The sequence below is a fragment of the Chromobacterium sp. CCUG 76385 genome, assembly GCF_059916625.1.
Genome location: NZ_JAUCGU010000005.1, coordinates 64314 through 85828, shown reverse-complemented (window position 1 = coordinate 85828; position 21515 = coordinate 64314). Strand labels below are relative to the sequence as shown.

General features: G+C 63.0%; 17 protein-coding genes. 5 read left to right on the top strand and 12 right to left on the bottom strand.

The window, feature by feature from the left end; all coding sequences use genetic code 11:
• Window positions 1-381: 381 nt before the first annotated feature.
• Complete coding sequence (locus QUG01_RS05700) at window positions 382-2004, bottom strand: methyl-accepting chemotaxis protein (RefSeq protein WP_500829281.1); 1623 nt, start codon at window positions 2002-2004, stop codon at window positions 382-384.
• A gap of 133 nt (window positions 2005-2137) precedes the next feature.
• Here QUG01_RS05700 and QUG01_RS05695 point away from each other — a divergent pair, with 133 nt between their 5' ends.
• The 4 genes from QUG01_RS05695 to QUG01_RS05680 all read left to right on the top strand — a co-directional run bounded on the left by QUG01_RS05695 (window position 2138) and on the right by QUG01_RS05680 (window position 5252).
• Window positions 2138-3454 carry a DUF2254 domain-containing protein gene (locus QUG01_RS05695; RefSeq protein WP_500829280.1) on the top strand — a complete coding sequence of 439 codons (1317 nt, stop codon included), beginning with the start codon at window positions 2138-2140 and terminating at the stop codon, window positions 3452-3454.
• 74 nt (window positions 3455-3528) lie between these two features.
• Window positions 3529-4101 (top strand): GNAT family N-acetyltransferase, encoded by a 573-nt coding sequence (locus tag QUG01_RS05690; protein WP_500829279.1) that lies wholly within the window; start codon window positions 3529-3531, stop codon window positions 4099-4101.
• Between the two features lie 148 nt (window positions 4102-4249).
• Window positions 4250-4447, top strand: a complete 198-nt coding sequence (locus QUG01_RS05685; RefSeq protein WP_500829278.1) for a hypothetical protein — start codon at window positions 4250-4252, stop codon at window positions 4445-4447.
• A gap of 124 nt (window positions 4448-4571) precedes the next feature.
• Complete coding sequence (locus tag QUG01_RS05680; RefSeq protein WP_500829277.1) at window positions 4572-5252, top strand: DUF3313 domain-containing protein; 681 nt, start codon at window positions 4572-4574, stop codon at window positions 5250-5252.
• A gap of 3 nt (window positions 5253-5255) precedes the next feature.
• Here QUG01_RS05680 and QUG01_RS05675 read toward each other — a convergent pair whose 3' ends face one another.
• Together QUG01_RS05675 and hflX are read right to left on the bottom strand one after the other, a co-directional pair.
• Window positions 5256-5807: a GNAT family N-acetyltransferase gene (locus QUG01_RS05675; RefSeq protein ID WP_500829276.1), complete on the bottom strand. Its 552-nt coding sequence runs from the start codon at window positions 5805-5807 to the stop codon at window positions 5256-5258.
• Between the two features lie 169 nt (window positions 5808-5976).
• On the bottom strand, window positions 5977-7365 hold the full coding sequence (hflX, locus tag QUG01_RS05670) for a GTPase HflX (RefSeq protein ID WP_500829275.1): 1389 nt from the start codon (window positions 7363-7365) through the stop codon (window positions 5977-5979).
• A 160-nt stretch (window positions 7366-7525) separates the two neighbouring features.
• Between hflX and QUG01_RS05665 the strand changes: the two genes are divergently transcribed.
• On the top strand, window positions 7526-8797 hold the full coding sequence (locus tag QUG01_RS05665) for a DEAD/DEAH box helicase (RefSeq protein ID WP_500829274.1): 1272 nt from the start codon (window positions 7526-7528) through the stop codon (window positions 8795-8797).
• Window positions 8798-8852: 55 nt separating this feature from the next.
• Here QUG01_RS05665 and QUG01_RS05660 read toward each other — a convergent pair whose 3' ends face one another.
• The 9 genes from QUG01_RS05660 to yiaY form a co-directional block, all read right to left on the bottom strand.
• Complete coding sequence (locus tag QUG01_RS05660; protein WP_106076823.1) at window positions 8853-10055, bottom strand: acetyl-CoA C-acyltransferase; 1203 nt, start codon at window positions 10053-10055, stop codon at window positions 8853-8855.
• A 173-nt stretch (window positions 10056-10228) separates the two neighbouring features.
• Complete coding sequence (locus QUG01_RS05655; RefSeq protein WP_500829273.1) at window positions 10229-12604, bottom strand: 3-hydroxyacyl-CoA dehydrogenase/enoyl-CoA hydratase family protein; 2376 nt, start codon at window positions 12602-12604, stop codon at window positions 10229-10231.
• A gap of 445 nt (window positions 12605-13049) precedes the next feature.
• Complete coding sequence (locus QUG01_RS05650; RefSeq protein ID WP_500829272.1) at window positions 13050-14519, bottom strand: OmpP1/FadL family transporter; 1470 nt, start codon at window positions 14517-14519, stop codon at window positions 13050-13052.
• 184 nt (window positions 14520-14703) lie between these two features.
• A complete protein-coding gene (locus QUG01_RS05645) occupies window positions 14704-15081 on the bottom strand; it encodes an acyl-CoA thioesterase (protein WP_500829271.1) in 378 nt (125 codons plus the stop codon).
• Between the two features lie 120 nt (window positions 15082-15201).
• Complete coding sequence (locus QUG01_RS05640; RefSeq protein ID WP_500829270.1) at window positions 15202-17655, bottom strand: acyl-CoA dehydrogenase; 2454 nt, start codon at window positions 17653-17655, stop codon at window positions 15202-15204.
• Between the two features lie 75 nt (window positions 17656-17730).
• On the bottom strand, window positions 17731-18372 hold the full coding sequence (locus QUG01_RS05635; protein WP_043626145.1) for a TetR/AcrR family transcriptional regulator: 642 nt from the start codon (window positions 18370-18372) through the stop codon (window positions 17731-17733).
• 197 nt (window positions 18373-18569) lie between these two features.
• Entirely contained in the window at window positions 18570-19751 is a 1182-nt protein-coding gene (locus QUG01_RS05630) for an O-succinylhomoserine sulfhydrylase (protein ID WP_500829269.1), read from the bottom strand.
• Between the two features lie 125 nt (window positions 19752-19876).
• On the bottom strand, window positions 19877-20248 hold the full coding sequence (locus QUG01_RS05625; protein WP_500829268.1) for a DUF488 domain-containing protein: 372 nt from the start codon (window positions 20246-20248) through the stop codon (window positions 19877-19879).
• Between the two features lie 120 nt (window positions 20249-20368).
• Window positions 20369-21502: an L-threonine dehydrogenase gene (gene yiaY, locus QUG01_RS05620; protein ID WP_500829267.1), complete on the bottom strand. Its 1134-nt coding sequence runs from the start codon at window positions 21500-21502 to the stop codon at window positions 20369-20371.
• Window positions 21503-21515: the final 13 nt, after the last annotated feature.

Genomic DNA, 21515 nt, shown 5'->3' with positions numbered 1-21515 from the left:
CGGTCGCGCCGGGATGCGTTTTGCGCCGAATCGAGGCGTTTCGCGCGCCGCATAGTCATTCTCTGCCAGCGCGGAACAACGAAGAGTCGGCGCGAAAGGCGCCCGGCCCTGCGGGTTTGGCCGCTTTGGGCCGGAAGCCACGTTGCCCAGCCCTTGCATAGAATGACTATGCGGCGGACTGTGCGCCTTGCTTCCGGCCCAAATCGGCTCAAACGCGATCCACTCACCAAACGTCAACAGCCCCTAGCCAGCCTGCGGCAGGGCCACCCTCAGGCCCTGAGTGGCACGGCGCGACAAACGGCGGGCATACCGCGGCCCGCCCATGTCGGCCTACGCCATCCGCGCCAATGCCGCGCCAAGCATGATGCGCATCAGCAGCCGCTATACCTTGAAGCGCGATACGGTGGCGCGCAGCTCCGCTGCCAGCGCGTTGAGACGCTGCGCCGCAGTCGAGGTCGTGTCCGCCACGTTACTGCCCTCTTCGGAAACCTGCGCGATTCGTTCCAGTTGCTGCGCAATTTCAGTGCTGGCGTCCGCCTGCTCGCCTATCCCTGAAGCGATCTCGCCGACCAAGGCGACAGCCTCGGCGGCGCGCTGGCTGATCTGGGTGATGGTTTCTCCGGCCTGATTAGCCGATTGTTCGCAGCCCCGCACCTCGCCGACCACCTCATTCATATGCCGCACCGCGTTCAACGCCTCCTGCTGCATGGCCTGGATCATGCCATTGATCTCCAGCGTCGCCGCGGCCGTCCGCTCTGCCAGCATGCGCACTTCGTCCGCCACCACCGCAAAGCCACGTCCCATTTCGCCGGCCCGCGCGGCCTCTATCGACGCGTTCAGCGCCAAAAGATTGGTTTGTTCCGCCACGCCCTTGATGACTTCAGTCACGCTGCCTATCGCCGCAACCTGGTCGCGCAGCTTTTCCACGGTGCCGGCCGCGTCGCTGACGGTTTCAACCGAGGACTGGATCTGCGCCACGGTTTTCAGGATAACTTGCTCACCGGACGCCGCCAAATGGCCAGAGTCGCTGCTGAGCCGGCTGGCCTCCTGCGCGCGGTCGCGCACATGGGCGATGCTGACCGTCAGTTGCTCCACCGAGGCCGCCATGCTGGAGCAGGCCTGTGACGATGTCGCGGCGCTGACCGCCAGCTCGTCGGCGGTTTCTCGCATGCCGCGCGCCGAGTCCGCCACGCCGCTCACTGCGCCGCCCACCTCGCTGAAACTGCGCTGCAGCGTCTGCAGCAAGGAATCCAGCGCTTGCAGCGCATCCGCGATCTCGTCATGCCCCGCCGGCCCGGTGCGGCGGGTGAAATCGAGTTCGCGCGCCACTTGCGCAAGCGCATCCCGCGCCCCGTTCAAAGGCACGGTGATTGAGCGCTGCAGAACATAGCCGGCGCCCAACAACACCAGCACGCCGACGACGATCACAGCGATCATCTGTCCCCACGCGGCCTTGTAATCCTGCTCCGCCGCCAGCCGCTCCGCCCGCGCGTCTTCGCGGCTGGCTTTGACCATATCTTCCACCAGCGAGCCCATCGAACCGGCCGCGCCATTGATCTTGGGGTTGTACACCGGAGGGGGATGATCCGGATCGGCCTTGGAGGCGGCCAGCAAGGGGGAGACGGCGTCAATGTATTCGGCCAGCCGGGACTGGAACTGCTCGCCCTTCTGCTGCAATTCGGCCTGCAACGGCAACTGATGATAGGCGGCCAGCAAGCCGTCCAGATTCTCCCTATGCTTTCGCACCTGCTGCTCCGCCGCCTGCTTGACCGCCGGATCGCGACTGGCGATATGGCGCACCGTCTCCAGCCTCATGCCAGTCAGCTCTGCGCTGAGGCTGCGCGAGATGTCCACCTCGGCCAGCGACACCTCGTCCAATTTGCGCAATTGCAGCTGCACAGCCTGCAGGCGCGACAAGCTGATCGCGCCCAGCAGCACAAAAGCGACAATGGACAGAACAATCAACACGGCAATCCGCCGCCCCACCGTCAAACGCAGTGCCATTGCCGGCTCCCAGCGATCGTGAATATCAATACAGTGTAGATCAGACTGAAGCCGCCCCGATCTCAACCGCACGCCGGACAAACCAGATATCATGTGCATCCTGTCCGTCGCGCATCGACTCCACCCCAGCACCATGACCAGACACCTGCCACGCGCCATCCAGCACATACTGTTCAATCTTCGCGGCGGCTTCCTGGTTCGCCCGCTGATCATTTCGCTGGCGCTGGGTTTTGTCGGCGGCTGCTTGTCCTGGCTGGAAGAGACGCATCCGGCGCTCGGCGCCTGGCTGCCGCAGATTCTGTTCCCGTCGCGCAGCGACCCTCAGGTGGCCCAGGTGATTCTGTCCGCCATCGCCACCTCCATCATGACCGTGGTGTCCATCGTATTTGCCATTCTGCTGATGTCGCTGACGCTGGCGTCCATGCAGTTCTCGCCCAGAATCATCGTCAGCTTCTCCCGCGACAAGGTCACGCAGCGGACGCTGGGCATCTTCCTCGGCACGTTCGCCTATTGCATCGCCGCCTTGCCGGCTGCCCGAATCAAACCCTACGCTTTCAGTCCGGTGCTGACGGTATTCGGCGCCATGCTGCTGGCGGTGGCTTGCGTAGTCGGCCTGCTGTTCTTCATCCATCACATCTCGCGCGCCATCAGCGTCAACTACATCGTCGACCGCATCGCCGCGGAGACCGAACAGGCAATCCAGGAACAGATGCCGGCGCCGCATGAAGACCGGTTGTGGCCAGCCGGCGCGACGCCCAACGCCGCCCAGCCGGATGCGCCCATCCTCAACCGAACCGCCGGCTATGTCCGCTTCATTGACACCCGCAAGCTGGTGCAACTGGCCAAGACGCATCAACTGAAGCTGCGCGTCACACGCCGCGTCGGCCAATTTGCGCCGGCCGGCATCCCGCTGCTGCTGGCCTCGCGCGAGGAAAGGCTTACCCCCAGGCTGCGCCAGGCCATGCTGGCCGCGATCGACATCGGCCCCAGCCGCACCCTGCAGCAGGACGTGGAGTTCGGCGTGCTGCAAATCGTCGATATCGCGCTGAAAGCCATCTCGCCCGCGGTCAACGACCCCACCACCGCGATTGCCTGCGTGGATCAGCTCAGCCGCATCCTGTGCCTGTACGCGCAGCGCACTCCGCCACAACAGCATTATTACGACCCGCCAGGCGTGGTGCGCGTCACCATTCCCGCCATGGACTTCGACGCGCTGCTGGAGTCGGCCTTCGAACAGATCCGCCATTACGCGCGCGGCGACATGGCAGTCAGCCTGCGCCTCTTGGCGGCGCTGGCCGATATCGCCACCGTCGCCCATAGCGCTGCCTTCCGCCAATCGCTGCGGACGCTGGGCCAGCGCACCATCGACAGCTGCCGCGGCCATCTGGACGAACAGGCCATGAACCGGATGCGCGGGCGGCTGGATACGCTGCAGACGCTGACGACATAAGCGCTGTGGCATTCCAGTCCCACACTCGCGCCGCGGTCCCAGCCATACCGTTCACACCCAAACCGGAATACACCATGGAAATCCTGTCCCAACCGTATCAGGCCTTGCCGCAGGCACTGCGTCGCGAATGCGCCGTCATGCTGCAACATGCCTACCAGTGCCCGGGGGAGCCGGACCCCGACGACGCGCTGCACAAGCCGGAATATCACGCGCAAGCGTTCTGCCTGCTGCAGCATGGCCATCCCGTCGCTTACGCCGCAGTAGTGGGCCTGACCGTCAGCCATGGCGGGCAGGCGTTTGCCCTGGCCGCCCTCAGTTGCGTCGCGACCCACCCTGGCTATCGGCGGCAAGGCCTGGGCGAGCGCGTTGTCGCAGCGGCCTCTGCCTGGCTGAGAGAATGCGGGAAATATGACATCGCAGCCTTCACCTGCGATGCCGAGCTGGCGCCGTTTTACGCGCGGGCGGCGGACTGGAGAACAGTTGACGATGTCGTGCTGCTTGCCCACCTTGGAAACCATGCCTTGCGCAGCGATAGACTCGGCAAGGCCGTGATGCTGGAGCTGCTGTCAGCGCGCGCGCAATCCGCCGCCGCGGCGTTCCGCTCGGCCACGATCAACCTGGGTTTGCCGGAGGGAGAATTCATCTGAGAGGGAGCGCGGGATGCTGGAGGGACGGTCAGGACGTCGCTTGCCCCGTGTGGCGGAATTGACAACCATGCGGGATGAGAAGTTGCGGGAATATGCAAAAAGAGTAAAATCCCTGCCTATAAATTTTCGTTTACGCAGGACTTCCATCATGAAAACCGGCAACGCCGACCCCGACGGTCCCAGTTCGCACTCTCTCTTGCAATATTGGCTGCATAAACTCAATCGCTCCCGGCTCCGCATGGACGACAAACTTCATTTCGAGCCGATGCAGGAAGAAATCCTGCTGAATCTGATGATCATCTGCTGCATCATACTATTGGCATTGTTTACCTACCTGCATCGCTGAATCTCCGGCCCGCTTCCGCGGGCCTTGCCATTTCCCGCACACTGCACGCGACAATTTCCTCTGCCCGAATTATGCTGTCGACAGCATGCCTGCATACTTCGATCGACTAAGCAAGGAACCGACAATGAAACTGTCCACACTGACCCTGTGTTGCGCTCTCGGACTGGGCTTGAGCCTGCCCGCCTGGTCCGACGGCGAAACCGCGAACTCGGAAAACCTGTTCACCGTTCCGCTCAGCGCCTTCCAGCAAAGCAAAAGCAACCCGGATCAGCGTGTTTATCTGAAGCCGGGCATCGATCTGAAAGCCTACAACACCGTTCTGCTGGAGCCATTGCTGTTCATGCGCCAAGCCAAGGATGGCAACTGGGAGCTGCTGCAATCCGGCGATGAAAACGCGATTGCCGCCTACTACCATCAACGGATGCAGGCCGAGCTGGCAGCGGCCGGCGTCGCGATGACGCAGCAGGCGGCCCCCGGCGTCGCCCGCTTGCGGGTGGCGGTCACTGCCGTCTCCCAAGACCGGCCAGGCGTGGATGCCGTGGACTTGCTGCCGATCAAGGCGGTGTTCAACCTGGCGCGACTGGCCACCGGCAAAGAGCCTTATCTGCTGAAGATAGGCAGCATGGCGCAGCTGGAAGATGCTCAGGATGGCACCCTGCTGGCCGGCACGGTCAACCTGCGCCAGAGCAAGAAGAGCAAGACCAAGGAAGAACAGATGACGCTGGATCTGATCAAGCCTCTGATCGACCAATGGTGCAAAGACAGCGCCCGCCAGCTGGCCAGCCACCTGGGCAAAGCTTCCTGATAGTCAAAACGCTTTGCGCATGAATACGCTGTACGGGTCCTCGCGGTAGGACCCGAACGGCGGGCAAAAATCGTAACCAGCACGCTGGTACAGAGCGATGGCCTCGTGTTGGTGGATGCCGGTCTCCAGCGTCATGGCGGCGCAGCCTCGCGCCTGCGCCTGCCGCTCCAGAAACGCCAGCACGCTGCGCGCGGCGCCGCGGCCCCGGCATTGCGGCCGCACAAACATCCGCTTCAATTCGCCATATTCCGGCGTGCACCAAACCGCGCCGCATCCCACCGCGGCGCCGGTTTCGTCGCGCGCCACCGCAAACGCCACCTCGGGCCGCAGCAAGGCTGCCACATCGACGCCATGATGGCTTTCCGCAGGGTATAAGGGCTTCTGATAGGCATCGAGCTCGTCTATCAATGCCATCACCTCGGGCTGGTCCGGCCGCTCCAGCGCGATACTCAGGTTCTGGCGGGGGGATGGTGCCTGCCCGGCCAACGCCTGAACTGTTCGCTCCAGCGCATCGATATCCGCCACGCGCGCCTTGATTTCAACATTGCTCGCCATCTTGTTCCTTATGGATTCAACTCCAACTCAAGCAAGGAATTTGCATGCAATGACCATAAGCTGGCAAGAGGTAAGATTACCCTGAAAAGAAAAGAGCCCTGCAAGCAAGGCTCTAATCTCTGTGGCGAGGGCATTCCACCTTTAGCTACGCCGCGATGGGGTGGTCTTCCTAGACTTCCCAGTATTCCTTTTCCCTGCCCTGCGCGCCGGGATTGAGCTGCTCGCGCAGGCTGCGCAGCTTTTCCGGTTCGCCGCGCACGCGGAACCAGCTGCCTTCGTCCTCCGTGCGTTCTTCCAATACCTGGCAGTGGCTATAGATTTCGCCGCGCAATTGCTGCGCCGCCCACGGCAGCAGCAGTTCCTCCTCCACCAGATCCTGCTGGAAGAAGGAGACGATGGCTGCGCGCAGGCTGGCCACTTCTTCCGGCCGGCGGGCGCTCATCACCACGCAGCCCGGATAGCGCGTCTGCAGCTCCGCCGTCCAGGCGGCCTGCTCGGCCTCATCGCCGACATGGTCTATCTTGTTGAACACGCGGATGCGCGGCACTGCATCGGCGCCGATTTCCTGCAGCACCGCGTCGGTCACTTCCAGCTGGCGCTGGAAGCCGGGGTCGCTGGCGTCGATCACGTGCAAGAGCAGTGACGCGTCCAGCGCCTCCTCCAGCGTGGACTTGAACGAGGCAACCAGGCCGTGCGGCAGGTTCTTGATGAAGCCGACGGTATCGCTGACCAGCACCCGCGGCACGCTTTCCGGGTACAAGGCGCGCACCGTGGTGTCCAGCGTGGCGAACAGCTTGTTGGCCACCAACACTTCGCTGCCGGTCAGCGCCCGCATCAAGGTGGATTTGCCGGCATTGGTGTAGCCGACCAGCGATACCCCGCCCAGGCCGATGCCCTGCCGCTCCAGCCGCCGCGCGCGCTGGGTCTTGCGCTCCAGTTCCATGGCGATGATTTCGCGTTGCAGCTCGGCGATGCGGTCGCGCACCTTGCGGCGGTCCAGCTCGGTATGGGACTCGCCGGCGCCGCGCCCGCCCATGCCGCTGCGCTGCCGGCCTTGCGGGCCGGCCAGCTTGGCCGCTTCGCGCAGCCGCGGCGCCATATAACCGAGACGGGCGATCTCCACCTGCGCGCGCGCGGCGCGCGAGCGGGCGTTGCGATGGAAAATCTCCAGAATGACCATGGTGCGGTCCATCACTTCGCAGCCGACGGCTAATTCCAGATTGCGCGCCTGCGACGGCGAGATTTCGTGGTCCACCAGCAACGCGTCGATCTCGACCGCGCTGGCGTCCCATTCTTGCGCATCGTCTTCCAGCTCGTCGGCGCGGATGCCGCGCTTGACGAACTGGCTGATTTCTTCCAGCTTGCCGACGCCCATATAGGCGGTGCGGTCAAAGCTGTTGCGCTTCTGCACAAAAGTCTGCACCACCTGGAAACCCAGCGTCTTGGCCAGCTCGCTCAATTCGGTGAGCGAGGCTTCAAACTCGACATCGCTGACTTCCGGCAGCTGCACCGAGGCGACAATGGCGTAACGGGGCTTCTCTTTGACTTCTGTTTGCATGGGCAGATGGCTTTATTTAGGTAACGAACCCGGATATTACTCGCAAATGACGCTTCACGCTGACAAGTTGAGCCTCATCGCTTGACCTCGCGGCCGGCCCGGTCGATACTGCTGCCGCTTCGGGCCACAAGCCCCCACTTTTCCATAGTTGTCTTCATTCATGCCATTCACCGCCCTGGGCCTGCAGCCCGATCTGGCCCAGTCCGCGCTCATGCAAGGCTACGCCCAGCCCACCGCCATCCAAAGCGCCGCCCTCCCCGCCATCCTGCTGGGGCGCGATGTGCTGGCCACCGCGCAGACCGGCTCCGGCAAAACCGCGGCTTTCTGCCTGCCGCTGCTGCAGCAATGGCTGGCCAGGCCACGCGGCATCCTGCGCCAACCCCAGGCGCTGGTTCTGCTGCCGACGCGCGAGCTGGCTGCTCAGGTAGGCGAGATCCTGCGCGATCTGGCGCAGGCCCTGCCGAAAAAACTGAAGGTCGCCGTGGTGTATGGCGGCGTGTCCATCAATCCGCAGATGATGGCCCTGCGCGGCGGCGCCGACATCGTCGTCGCCACGCCGGGACGCTTGCTCGATCTGCTGGACCGCAACGCGCTGCGGCTTTCCGCCGTCCAAACCCTGGTGCTGGACGAGGCCGACCGGTTGCTGGACCTCGGCTTCGCCGACGAGCTGGGCAGCCTGCTGGCCCGGCTGCCGCCGGCGCGGCAGAACCTGATGTTCTCCGCCACCTTCCCGCCCGCCGTGCGCGCCTTGGCGGAACAGCTGCTGAGCCAACCGCTGCGCATAGACATCGCACAGACAGCCGCCACCGCCCCGGACATCCGCCAGCGCGCCATCGAGGTGGACGCCGCGCGGCGCACCATGCTGCTGCGCCATCTGCTGGCGACAAATGATTGGAATCGGGTCTTGGTATTCGTCGCCAGCCGCCAGGCGGCGGACAGAGTGGCGGACAAGCTGCAACGCGCCGGCGTGAGGGCCGCCGCCCTGCACGGCGACTGCAGCCAGAGCCAGCGCGGCCAGGTGCTGGCCGATCTCAAGACCGGCCAGCTGCGCGTGCTGGTCGCCACCGACGTGGCCGCGCGCGGCATCGACATCGCCCGGCTGCCGCTGGTGGTCAACTACGACCTGCCGCGCTCGCCGGTGGACTACACCCACCGCATCGGCCGCACTGGCCGCGCCGGCGCCAGCGGCGAGGCCATCAGCTTCATCAGCGCGGACAACGCCGCCCATTTCCGGCTGATAGAAAAGCGCCAGAGACTATGCTTGCCGCGCGAGCGGATCGCCGGCTTCGAGCCAAGCGAGACCATGCCGCCGACCGCTTCACTGGCGGACCCGGACGGCAACGGCGGCATCAAGGGCAAACGCAAAAGCAAGAAGGACAAGTTGCGGGAGGCCGCAGCCCTGCAAACGTCAACAGCAGCCGCGAAACCATAAAACAAACCCCGCCGGGAAACTCGGCGGGGTTTTTGTCAGGTCAAGCCAGACAGGTTTACAGCACTTCGATGATGCCGGCGGCGCCCATGCCGGTGCCGATGCACATCGTCACCATGCCGTGGCCCTTCATGCCGGCGTCGCGCATGCCGTGGATCAGGGTGGCGGTGCGGATCGCGCCGGTCGCGCCCAACGGGTGGCCCAGGGCGATGGCGCCGCCATGCGGGTTCACCTTGGACGTATCCAGGTTCAGATCGCGGATCACCGCCAGCGCCTGCGCGGCGAAGGCTTCGTTCAGCTCGATCCACTTCAGGTCGTCCTGCTTCAGGCCAGCCTGGGCCAACGCGGCCGGGATGGCTTCCTTGGGACCAATGCCCATGATTTCCGGCGGCACGCCCTTGACCGAGAAGGTCACGTAGCGAGCCAGCGGCACCAGGTTGAACTCCTTCAGCACGCGCTCAGACACCAGGATCACCGCGCCGGCGCCGTCTGACATCTGCGAGGAGTTGCCGGCGGTGACGGAGCCCTTGGCGTCGAACACGGTCTTCAGCTTGGCCAGGCCTTCCAGCGTGGTTTCGCGGCGCGGGCCTTCATCGGTGTCCAGCACGCGCTTCTTGACGATCACTTCGCCGGTTTCCAGATTCGGCGTGCGGTAGGTCACTTCCAGCGGGGTGATTTCATTCTTGAACTTGCCGCCGTCGATGGCCGCCAGCGCGCGGCGGTGCGATTCCACCGCGAACGCGTCCTGGTCTTCGCGCGACACGCCCCACTGCTGCGCCACTTTTTCAGCGGTCAGGCCCATGCCGTAGGCGATGCCGTAGTTCTCGTCCTTGGCGAAGATTTCCGGATTCAGCGATACCTTGTTGCCCATCATCGGCACCAAGGACATCGATTCGGAACCGGCCGCGATCACCACGTCGGCTTCGCCCAGGCGGATGCGGTCGGCCGCCATCTGCACCGCGTTGATGCCGGACGAGCAGTAGCGGTTGATGGTGATGCCGCCCACGGTGTTGGGCAGGCCGGCCAGCAGCACGCCGATGCGCGCCATATTCAGGCCCTGCTCAGCCTCCGGGAAGGCGCAACCGACCACGCAGTCGGAAATCAGTTTCGGGTCCAGGTTCGGCACCTGGGCCAGCGCGCCGGTGATCACATGCGCCAGCATGTCGTCCGGACGCACATTGCGCATCATGCCGCGCGGCGCCTTGCCCACCGGGGTGCGGGTGGCGGCGACGATGTAAGCTTCTTGTACTTGCTTAACCATTCTTTTGCTCCTTCGCGACCGGCGGCAGGATTGAGTACCTACCGCCCGTCTTTGCATTCTTGGATGTTTGAGCCGTTTACAAGCGCCTGAGGCAAGGCGCGCCGACGCAGACAGTACATCTAGTACGGCAAGTCGGCGCAACGCAGCATCAGGCGTCTTGTGGGCGGCTCATATTAGTTGCGCAGCGGCTTGCCGGTGGTCAGCATATTGGCGATGCGATCCTGGGTCTTGGCGTTCTTCAGCAGGGTCATGAAGGCCTTGCGCTCCAGGTCCAGAATCCATTGCTCGTTGACCAGGGTGCCGGCTTCCACGTCGCCGCCAGTCATCACGTCGGCGATCTGCGAGGCGATGAAGAAGTCGTGCTGGCTGATGAAGTTGCCTTCCAGCATGTTCACCAATTGGCCCTTGATCGACGCGGCGCCGGAACGGCCCGCCACCGGGAAGCCCTTCACCTTCAGCGGCGGGCGGTAGCCGGATTCGGCCAACGCCAGCGCTTGCTGCTTGGCGACGTACAAGAGCTCATAGGCATTGAACACCACGGCGTCGCCCTTCTTGAAGAAGCCCAGTTCTTGCGCTTCGATGCCGCTGGTGGCGACCTTGGCGGTAGCGATGTTCATGAAGTAGTCCTTCAGCGCGGCCAGCAGATCGCCCTTGGACTCTTGCGAAGCGCGCAGCGCGAACTCCTTGCAACCGCCGCCGCCCGGCAGCAGGCCGACGCCCACTTCCACCAGGCCGACGTACGATTCCAGCGCGGCCACGGTCTTGTCGCAGTGCATGGCGAACTCGCAGCCGCCGCCGAACACATAGCCCTGAGTCGCGGCGATGGTCGGGATCTGGCTGTAGCGCAGGCGCAAGGCGGTGGACTGGAAGCGGCCGATCATGGCGTCGATGGCGTCCCAGTCGCCCATCATGAAGGCCGGCATCATCGATTGCAGGTCGGCGCCGACGGAGAACGGCTCTTCGGTTTGCCAGATCACCAAGCCCTTGAAGCGGTCTTCGGCGATGTCGATGGCGGTGTTCAGGCCGTCCAGCACGGCCGGACCGATGGCGTGCGCCTTGGACTTGAACGACACCACCAGCACCTCGTCGCCGGTGGTGAAGGCGCGCACGCCTTCGTTCTCGTACACGGTTTCGCCCAGCTGCTCGGACTTCTCGCCCAGCACCTTGGCCGGCGCCAGCTGGCGCTGGTAAACGTCCAGCGCGGAGCGGCCTACCAGCTTCTTGTCGGCGGCGTTGTAGGAACCGTCGGCGAAATGCACGCCGGCGCGGTCGCCTTCCAGCACCCAGGCCGGCAGCTCCGCCTTGGCCAGGGACTTGCCGGCGGCGATGTCTTCCTGCAGCCACTTGGCCACTTGCTGCCAGCCGGCGGCTTGCCAGGTTTCGAACGGTCCGGCGGACCAGCCAAAGCCCCAGCGGATGGCGAAGTCCACGTCGCGGGCGCAGTTGGCGATATCGGCCAGATGGAAGGAGATGTAGTGGAACACGTCGCGGAAACATGCCCACAGGAACTGCGCCTGCGGATGCTCGCTCTCGCGCAGCTTCTGGAATTTCTCGGCCGGATTGGCGATCTTCAGGATATCCTTGACCGCGTCGTCGCCCTTCTCGCCGGAGCCCACGTACTCGCCCTTGGCCGGGTCCAGCACCAGCATGCGCTTGCCGTCTTTCTTGTAGATGCCCGCCTTGGTCTTGGAGCCCAGCGCGCCGGCGGAGATCAGGCCTTGCATCCAGTCCGGCGTCACGAACAGGCTATGCCACGGATCTTGCGGCAGGGTGTCCTGCATGGTCTTCACCACGTGGGCGAAGGTGTCCAGGCCCACCACGTCGGCGGTGCGGAAGGTGGCGGACTTCGGGCGGCCCAGGCGCGGGCCGGTCAGGTCGTCCACCACGTCGAAGCGGATGCCGTACTTGGCGGCATTGGCGATGGTGGCCAGCATGGAGAACACGCCGATGCGGTTGGCCACGAAGTTAGGGGTGTCCTTGGCGCGGACCACGCCCTTGCCCAGCGTGGACACCAGGAAGCGTTCCAGGTTGTCCAGGATGTGCGCGTCGGAAGTCACGCAGGGAATGATTTCCACCAGGTGCATGTAGCGCGGCGGGTTGAAGAAGTGCACGCCGCAGAAGCGCGGGCGCACCGCGTCCGGGCAGCCTTCGGCCAGCTTGTTGATGGACAGGCCGGAGGTGTTGGTGGCGAAGATGGTGTGTTCGCCCAGGTGCGGGGCCACCTTGTGGTACAGGTCCACCTTCCAGTCCATGCGCTCGGCAATGGCTTCGATCACCAGATCGCAGTCTTTCAGCAGATGCAGGTGGTCGTCATAGTTAGCCGGCTGGATGTGGGCGACCACGTCGCTGCCCGCCAGCGGAGAGGGTTTCAGCTTCTTCAGACCGTCGATGGCCTTCAGCGCGATGCCGTTCTTGTCGCCTTCCTTGGCCGGCAAGTCAAACAGAATGGTCGGGACTTTGGCGTTCACCAGGTGGGCGGCAATCTGCGCCCCCATCACGCCAGCGCCGAGCACGGCAACCTTGCGTACATTGAATTTGGTTTGAGACATGGTTTCCTCGATTTGTTGAAACACACATGAGACAGGCCCCTCTCAACCTGTCCTGCTTGCTTCCAAGGACGGGCGTTGAATCGTCCTTGCCCAGAATCCGCGCCGGCTGGAGCAGACGCGGCGCCGGGTACTGCTTGATAGTAAGGCCGGACTGAATCGCTATTGTTCCGGCCGCGCCCGGAGAATGTTTCCTGGCGCGTCCACCCTCTCCGGCACGGATAAAGCACTCCAAGCGGGGGGGATCTGCGAGTACAGATAAAATATCAAACACTCGCTTTTATGTGGGATTAGTCTAACCCATTTTGGGCAAAATCAAAGCAGGTTTTGTAAAAAATCTGCACACAACATCCCAGCAAGCGCAACAACGGCTTCAGCTGTGCCGAAACGACAACAGGGCAAGCGCTGACGCCTGCCCTGTTGCCGGTTTCCGAACGGTGTTAGCCGCTTAGAAACGATAGTTGTACTGCACGCCGATCAACTGCAGATAGGTCTTGTAGCTGCCCTTGACGGTGCCGCCGTTGCCGGTACACGCGGCGCCAGTCGTCGGGCTTACACCAGCCGGGCTGCAAGCGTCGGTGTAGTTGACGTTAGCGTTTTTGAAGTCGATGAAGCTATAGGCCAGATCAATCGAGCTCTGCTTGTTGATCTTGTAGTTGGCGCCGAACGACAGCCACAGGCGGTCGCTATCCGGGATGGCCGGATGGCGGTCATTATCGGACTGCAGAGGCGCCTGCTCCCAAGCCACGCCGCCGCGCAGCAGCCAGGCATCGTTATACTGATAGTTAGCACCCAAAGATACACGCCAAGTATCCTTCCAGTTCTGGTGAATCTTGATATCACCTTGCGAAATACCATTCTTGGTATCCTGCTTGATATCAATATCCTTCAACTTGGAATTACCAACCCAAGTCACATCCCCCAGCAACGCCCATTTCGGATCAATCTGACGGAAAATATTAATCGAAGCAGTATCAGGCGTGGTTACATCAACGCTACCAGTCGTACTCGGGTGCTTCTGCGAACTGAAGTAGCCGCTTGCGGAACCAATGCCCGGCAGCACACCAGTTACATTGGAAAAGTCCCAATCAACCGTACCAGTAAGCTTCTGTTTGATCTGCGAACGGTAAGCCAAACCAATACGGGTAGATTCGTCAGGTGTGAACATATAGCCGATATTCCAGCCAAAGCCCCAATCATCGCCCTTGACGGTCGCCTTACCATCACCCGAAATACCTAGAGCAGCCAGCGCACCTTTTATCGCCGGGCTATTCAGAACATTCGGATCCATAGGATTCAGGCCATTTTTAATCGCTATGGCTTGAGCCGCACCAGTGGCCGCATCAGCAGACTGCACCAGTTTCGCATCCATATATTGGGCGGAAACACCAAAGCCTAGAGCATGACGCTCATTCAGCTTGAAAGAGAACGAAGGATTAATATTGAAGGACTTCAGTTCAATGCTTTGCAGAGCATAACGGCCCGCCCAACTGCTGCCATAATCCAACTTGGCACCATATGGTACAAAAACACCCACCCCGGCGGTGAATTGCTCGTTCACCTTGTGCGACAAATAAAAAGTTGGGGCAGCCACAACTGACGGAGCAAAACTGCCGCCATTACCACCACCAGTTGGTTTACCAGCCAAATTGACCGAACCATTGTCAGTATATTCAGAATGCGGCACCACCAGAGTTACGCCGCCGGAGACCTGAGTGCCCTCCAGCCGGGACAGGCCAGCCGGGTTGGTGAAGATGGTGGAAGGATCGTTGGCTTCGGCGCCGTTGGCGTGGGCGGTGCCCTGGCCGGAAACGCTCTGCGAACCAAACTGATAACCCGAGGCAGCAGCCTGTGTAGACGCCAGGCCGAACGCGGTGCCCATGATCATCACGGACAGGCTAAGGTGCTTGAGCTTCATGCTTCCCTCTCTAGTATTTCTTGAGTAGATATTTTCATTAATCATGACTCATTCATGTCGTGAGTCATGGTCGATGCTACCAGAGAATTAGAGCAATCCAACCAAACCGTGGAGCTATTATTCCAAACGTTCGTTTTACTGCAACATTTCCACAACAATTGATGAAGACCGAAACATTCCTGCCTCAGCCCGCCTCCAGCAAACGCGATTTGCCGTCGCGATCGATCGCGACATAGGTGGCGATCACCTCGGTGATCCGCACGTGCGATCCATCCATGCGCTGCGCCTCCACCGAGACTTTCAGCGTGATGGACTTCTGGCCGATGCGCAGCCGCTCAACATACAAATCCACCACATCGCCCAGCAGAATGGGCGCGGCGAACTGGAAGGCGTTGACCGCCACCGTCGTCACCGGCCCGCGCGACAGCCGCTCGGCGTCCAGGCTGCCCGCCATGTCAATCTGGCTCATCAGCCAGCCCGCCTGCACTCGCCCATAAGCATTGGTGCTGGTGGGCAAGGCCCTTACCCGCAACACCGGCACCCTGGCCTCTTGCTGCTCCATCACAGACTCTCCCGCCCTTATCGCTTCGCCGCGTTCGACAAAACGGCCGCATGAAACGCGGCCGCTTTGCGGAACGCCGGAGACATGCGGTATCCGGCGCATGGTACCACGTTGCCTGGCTTAGAAAATCAGGCGCTGCAGCAATTTGTCATCATGCTGTTCCAGCTTCTTGTCGAAGTCGTCCACCATGATCACGTCGCGCTTGAGCTTGCGCGCGCGAGTGACGGCATCGAACTCTTCCTGATTGATCAGGCCGGTTTGCAAGGCCTCGGCCAGACGCTCGCGCGCGGTGATGGTCTTGAACTTGCCGTCGCGCGCCAGCTTGCGCAGCTTCTGCTCCACCGGATCGGTGGCCAGAATGGCGTTCAGCGCATGGCCCAGCACGCCAACCGGATCGGTCTCTTCCTTAGGCACGTACATGCCGTGCGTCAGACGGTCGCGGGTGCCGCCCGGCTCCATCAGGGCGCGCGCCACCTTGGTGCCAGTGCGGTCGGACGCCGGCTTCAGCGTCAGGCCCCACGGGAAGATGACGCGGCGCAGCAGCCAGGCCAGGCCGCGGCTGGGCAGGTTGGCCAGGAAGCCGTCCATCGCCACTTGCACGTCGTACAAGGCGTTCTCCACGGCCCAGCTCATCACGGCGATGTCTTCCTTCGGCGCGCCGTCGCGCTCGAAGCGCTTCAGCGAGGCGGTGGCGATGTACAGGCCGGACAGCATGTCGCCCAGGCGGGCGGACAGCTTCTCGCGGAACTTCAGCGAGCCGCCCAGGCTGAACATGGCCATGTCGGACAGCAGCGCGAAGGCGCTGGAGAAACGGGTGACGCGCTTGTAGTAAACCGCGGTGACGCCGCCCTTCGGGCTTGACGCGAAACGGCTGCAGGTCAGGCCCAGCCACAGCGAGCGGACGAAGTTGCTGATGACGAAGTTGATATGGCCGGTGATCGCCTTGTCGAACTCGGTGCCGTCGTTGGCCATCGCCGCCTTCATCTCGCGCAGCACAAACGGATGGCAGCGGATCGCGCCCTGGCCGTAGATGATCATCGAACGGGTCAGGATGTTGGCGCCTTCCACGGTGATGCCGATCGGGATAGCCTGATAACCGCGCGCCAGATAGTTGCGCGGGCCCAGCACCACGGTCTTGCCGCCGTGCACGTCCATCGCGTCGTTCAGCGTTTTGCGCATGCGCTCGGTGTTGTGGTACTTCAGGATGGCCGACAGCACCGACGGCTTCTCGCCGTTGTCGAGGGCGGTCAAGGCCAAGTCCTGCGCCGCTTCCATCTGGTAGGTGTAGCCGCCGATGCGGGCCATCGCCTCGTCCACGCCCTCAAACTTGCCGATGGGCAGGCCGAATTGGTCGCGGATGCGGGCATAGGCGCCGGTAGTGTAACTGGTCAGCTTGCCGCAGGCCACGGACATGGCCGGCAGCGAGATGCAGCGGCCGACCGACAGGCATTCCACCAGCATGCGCCAGCCTTGGCCGGCGTATTCGCGGCCGCCGATGATCCACTCCAGCGGAATGAACACGTCCTTGCCCCAGGTCGGGCCGTTCATGAAGGCCGAGCCGCCCGGGAAGTGGCGGCGGCCAATTTCCACGCCGACATGCTCTGTCGGCACCAGCGCGCAGGTGATGCCGATTTCTTCCTTGTCGCCCAGCAGGTGATCCGGGTCATACATCTTGAACGCCAGGCCCAGGATGGTGGCCACCGGGGCCAGCGTGATCCAGCGCTTTTCCCAGCTGACGCGCACGCCCAGCACGTCTTCAAAACGCTCGCCGGTGCGGGGATGGGTGTAGGAACCGCGGCACACCACGCCAAAGTCCGGAATGGCGCCGGCGTCGGAACCGGCATACGGACTGGTCAGCGCGAAACACGGCACTTCCACGCCCTTGGCCAGACGCGGCAGGTAGTAGTCTTTCTGCGCCTCGGTGCCGTAGTGTTGCAGCAGCTCGCCCGGGCCGAGCGAGTTCGGCACCATCACCGACACCGCAGCGGTGCCGCCGCGGGTGGCGATCTTGGTCACTACCTTGGCGTGGGCGTAATTGGAGAATTCCAGGCCGCCGTACTTCTTCTTGACGATCATGCCCAGGAAGCCGTGATCCTTGATGAACTGCCACACTTCCGGCGGCAGATCCTTCAGCTCATGGGTGATCTTCCAGTCGTCGATCATCGCGCACAGCTGCTCGGTCGGACCGTCGATGAAGGCCTGTTCTTCCGGCGTCAGCTTCGGGTCCGGGAAGGACAGCAGACGGCTGTAGTCCGGCTTGCCGGAGAACAGGTCGCGATCCCACCACACCGTGCCGGCGTTGATGGCTTCCTGCTCGGTTTGAGACATGGCCGGCGTGATTTTCTTGAACACGCCGAACACCGGACCGGTGAACACCGCGCGGCGCAGCGGCACGATGTTCAGCACGGCGGCGACAACGGCGAACACCGCCCAGACGGCGGCGTGAACTTCGCAATGGAAAACGAACTGGAGCGCGGCGAGCCAGGCGGCAATGCCCACGGTCCAAACCAGCACCGGCGCGGCGCAGTAGGCCAGCGCGACGATCAGCGCGACCAGAATTACGGCAGCAATCATTGTGTTTACCCTCGTGTTGACCCCTCAGTCCCGCGCGCCGCCTTGCTGTTGTAATCCTTGGCGAACGACGCGGAATCAGCCCTCGATGGGCGCGACCAAACCGGCTATCACAAACGGCACCAGGTATTTGACGATCATGTCCGGATCCCGGGCGGTAACGATCTGGCTGCGCGTGAAGATTTTCAGCACATCGTTGCCGGCAAAGGCGTTGAACATGACGCTGAAGGCGAGATGCATGCGCCAGGCGAGCTGCTCCGGCTCCAGATGGGGCAGCGCGCGCTGGAACGCTTCCGTGTAGCGCTGCACGAACACGCTGTACTGCTGCGAGATGGTCTCGCGCAGCAGACGGTGGTTTTCCACCAGCGTGCGCGACAGCAGGCGCACAAACATCGCGCCGCCGCGGGACGGGTCCTTGGACAACACCAGGCACGGCCGAATGAACGACAGCACCAGTTGTTCCAGCGGCAATTCGCCCGGCTTCGCTTCCAGCAGGTCCAGTTCCGCCAGGCAGTCTTCCAGCAACGGCGCCAGCCTGCGCATGAACACGGACTCGAACAACGCATCCTTGGAGCCGAAGTGATAGTTCACCGCGGCCAGATTCACCTCGGCCTGCTGGGTGATCATGCGCAGCGAAGTCGCCTCGAATCCATGCTCCACAAACAGACGTTCGGCAACATCCAGAATGCGGGTGGCGGTGTCGGGGCGGTTTGCCTCCATGGTCTCCAGTGCCTTTGTTGTATTGTGTGGTTTAGTCTTGCTCATCTCAGCTTTCGAACAAGCGTTTCAAACTTACGTTTTAACTTGATCAATGTCAAGGCATGCAGGGCGCCTTGCGCATTCACCGCTCAGGGCAAACAAAAAACGGCAGTCTTGATTTTAGACTGCCGTTTGAATGAAACACGCGTTAAAAGGGCTTAGTCAAGGCCCAGCGCCAAATCCCGCTGCAAGTCCAACACATTTTCCAGGCCGACGCTGACGCGCAACAGACCCTCGACAATGCCGGCCTTCTCGCGCGCCTCGGGCGTCACGCGGGCATGGGTGGTGCTGGCGGGGTGGGTGATGGTGCTTTTCACATCGCCCAGATTCGCCGTGCGCGAAATCACCCGCACGCTGTCCACCACCTTCCACGCCGCCTCGCGGCCGCCCTTCACCACGAAGGACACCACCGCCCCGCCGCTCTTCTGCTGGCGGCGAGCCAACTCGTACTGAGGATGACTCTCCAGACCGGGATAATACACGCGCTCGACATTGGGCTGCGCCTCCAGCCAGCGCGCCAGCTCCAGCGCGTTGGCGCTGTGTTTTTCCATGCGCAGATGCAGCGTCTCCAACCCGGACAGCAGCGTCCAGGCATTGAACGGCGACAGCGACGGCCCTGCGGCGCGCACATGCAGATAGATCTGCTCGATCAATTTGTCGCTGCCCACCACCGCCCCGCCCATCACCCGACCATGGCCGTCGATGAACTTGGTGGCCGAATGCATCACCAGATCGGCGCCCAGCCTCAAGGGCTGCTGCAGCGCCGGCGAACAGAAACTGTTGTCCACCACCAGCAGGGCATCATGCGCGTGGGCGATATCGGCGACGGCGGCCACGTCGGCCACTTCGGTCAGCGGATTGGAAGGGGTCTCCAGGAACAGCAGCTTGGTGTTCGGCTGGATCGCGGCGCGCCAGGCTTGCAGATCGCGCGCATCGACAAAAGTCGTGGTCACGCCGAACTTGGCCAGCTGATTGGCGAACAGATTGGTGGTGGAGCCGAACAGGCTTTGCGAGGAAACCATATGATCGCCTGCCTGCAGCAAAGTCATCATGATGGCCTGGATGGCCGCCATGCCGGTGGCGGTGGCGATGGCGCGCTCGCCGCCCTCCATCTGCGCCAGCCGTTGCTGGAAGGCCGAGACGGTGGGGTTGGTGAAGCGGGAATAGGTATAGCCCTCGATCTCGCCGAGGAACATGGCCGCGGCCTGCGCCGCGGACTCATAGGTGAAACTGGAGGTGAGGAACAGCCCCTGGCTGTGCTCACCGTATTCGCTGATGGTGCGGCCGGCGCGAATAGCCAGCGTTTCCGGATGCAGATTCTCTTGTTGCGGGCCCGACATGCGCGTCTCTCTTTCTCGTCCCGGCTTAGCGCCGGCAGTGCTTACCCGCCTATCTTGCCCGAAAACCGCCCGCTTGCTAAATGCCATCGGGCGCTATGGCTGTTTCGCTTAGGAAATTTGGCCGCTCAGGCCGCCATGCCGTTTTCGTCCTGCCGCCGCAAAAACAGCTCCAGCGCGCGCACCGAGGTGTACTGGCCGTCGCCGCAATCATGCAGCAATACCAGCTCGCCCTCGCGCATCGCCCCAAGCAAGGCCTGCCAGCGCGCGGGATTGGCGCTCAGATCGGCCCAGTAAATGTCGCAGAACGTCGGCCAACGCACGCTATCGCCATGCATCCAGGCCACCAGTTCTTCCGTAGGCAGCACGCGACGCAGCCAGTGGTCCGGCAGCAGGGCTGCGCGCGGCCACTGTCGCGGCCACTTGCTTGACAGTAGAAAGCCCTTGCCGGGGGGAATTTTGCATTGCCCGATGGAAACCAGACGTATAGAGGCGTTCATATAACCCTCCTTGTCCGCGAGGCGCCGGCCTATGCTGGCCAGCTTCCCGTGGGCGGTGATTCCGCGGCCTGGAACGTTCAGGCCGCGGAGAAGCCCGGCCGCAGGGGCCGGGCGGCGCGGCTAGATGGCCGCGCGGAAGATCGCGCAGATTTCTTCGTGGCTGGCCTTGCGCGGATTGGTCAGGCCACAGGCGTCCTTCAAGGCGTTGTCGGCCAAAGTCGGAATATCGGCTTCTTTCACGCCCAGCTCTTTCAAGCCGGCGGGGATGCCGACATCGGCGGCGAGACGCTTGATCGCGGCGATGGCGGCTTCGGCGCTGCGGGTCTTCTCGCCCAAGGCCAGGGCCACATCGCCCAGCCGCTCGCCGGCGACGGCGGCGTTAAAGACCTGCACATGCGGCAGCAGCACCGCGTTGCACACGCCGTGCGGCAGATCGTAGAAACCGCCCAGCTGGTGCGCCATCGCGTGCACATAGCCCAAGGACGCGTTGTTGAAGGCCATGCCGGCCAGGAACTGCGCGTAAGCCATCTGCTCGCGCGCTTCCATGTCCTTGCCATCCTTCACCGCGCGGCGCAGGAAGCCGGCGATCAGCTCCACCGCCTTCAAGGCGCAGGCGTCGGTGATGGGGGTGGCGATGGTGGACACATAGGCCTCCACCGCGTGGGTCAGCGCGTCCATGCCGGTGGCAGCCGTCAGCGAGGCCGGCATGCCGGCCATGGTTTCCGGATCGTTGACCGACAGAATCGGCGTGGTGTGCTTGTCGACGATGGCCATCTTGATGTGGCGGGATTCGTCGGTGATGATGCAGAAGCGGGTCATCTCCGACGCAGTGCCGGCGGTGGTGTTGATCGCCACCAGCGGCAATTGCGGCTTGGCCGACCGGTCCACGCCCTCGTAGTCCTGGATCTTGCCGCCGTTCACCGCCACCAGCGCGATGGCCTTGGCGCAGTCGTGCGGCGAGCCGCCGCCCAGCGACACCACCACATCGCACTGCTTCTCTTTCAGCAGGGACAGGCCGGCATTGACGTTGGCGCAGCTTGGGTTCGGATGCACGCCGTCAAAGATCACCGGCTCGATATCGGCCTCGCCCAGCATCCCGGCCACCTTGCCGGCCAAGCCGGCATTGACCAAGCCCTGATCGGTCACGATCAAGGCGCGCCGGAAACCATGGCCGCGCATGGTTTCTACCGCCTGTTGCAGACAGCCGGCGCCCATCAGATTGAGCGAGGGGATGAAGAAAGCGCTTGTGCTCATTGTCCGTCTCCAT

Coding starts and splice junctions, on each gene's coding strand:
- QUG01_RS05700 (WP_500829281.1), bottom strand. CDS start 2,004: ATGGCACTGCGTTTGACGGTGGGGCGGCGGATTGCCGTGTTGATTGTT.
- QUG01_RS05695 (WP_500829280.1), top strand. CDS start 2,138: ATGACCAGACACCTGCCACGCGCCATCCAGCACATACTGTTCAATCTT.
- QUG01_RS05690 (WP_500829279.1), top strand. CDS start 3,529: ATGGAAATCCTGTCCCAACCGTATCAGGCCTTGCCGCAGGCACTGCGT.
- QUG01_RS05685 (WP_500829278.1), top strand. CDS start 4,250: ATGAAAACCGGCAACGCCGACCCCGACGGTCCCAGTTCGCACTCTCTC.
- QUG01_RS05680 (WP_500829277.1), top strand. CDS start 4,572: ATGAAACTGTCCACACTGACCCTGTGTTGCGCTCTCGGACTGGGCTTG.
- QUG01_RS05675 (WP_500829276.1), bottom strand. CDS start 5,807: ATGGCGAGCAATGTTGAAATCAAGGCGCGCGTGGCGGATATCGATGCG.
- hflX (WP_500829275.1), bottom strand. CDS start 7,365: ATGCAAACAGAAGTCAAAGAGAAGCCCCGTTACGCCATTGTCGCCTCG.
- QUG01_RS05665 (WP_500829274.1), top strand. CDS start 7,526: ATGCCATTCACCGCCCTGGGCCTGCAGCCCGATCTGGCCCAGTCCGCG.
- QUG01_RS05660 (WP_106076823.1), bottom strand. CDS start 10,055: ATGGTTAAGCAAGTACAAGAAGCTTACATCGTCGCCGCCACCCGCACC.
- QUG01_RS05655 (WP_500829273.1), bottom strand. CDS start 12,604: ATGTCTCAAACCAAATTCAATGTACGCAAGGTTGCCGTGCTCGGCGCT.
- QUG01_RS05650 (WP_500829272.1), bottom strand. CDS start 14,519: ATGAAGCTCAAGCACCTTAGCCTGTCCGTGATGATCATGGGCACCGCG.
- QUG01_RS05645 (WP_500829271.1), bottom strand. CDS start 15,081: ATGGAGCAGCAAGAGGCCAGGGTGCCGGTGTTGCGGGTAAGGGCCTTG.
- QUG01_RS05640 (WP_500829270.1), bottom strand. CDS start 17,655: ATGATTGCTGCCGTAATTCTGGTCGCGCTGATCGTCGCGCTGGCCTAC.
- QUG01_RS05635 (WP_043626145.1), bottom strand. CDS start 18,372: ATGGAGGCAAACCGCCCCGACACCGCCACCCGCATTCTGGATGTTGCC.
- QUG01_RS05630 (WP_500829269.1), bottom strand. CDS start 19,751: ATGTCGGGCCCGCAACAAGAGAATCTGCATCCGGAAACGCTGGCTATT.
- QUG01_RS05625 (WP_500829268.1), bottom strand. CDS start 20,248: ATGAACGCCTCTATACGTCTGGTTTCCATCGGGCAATGCAAAATTCCC.
- yiaY (WP_500829267.1), bottom strand. CDS start 21,502: ATGAGCACAAGCGCTTTCTTCATCCCCTCGCTCAATCTGATGGGCGCC.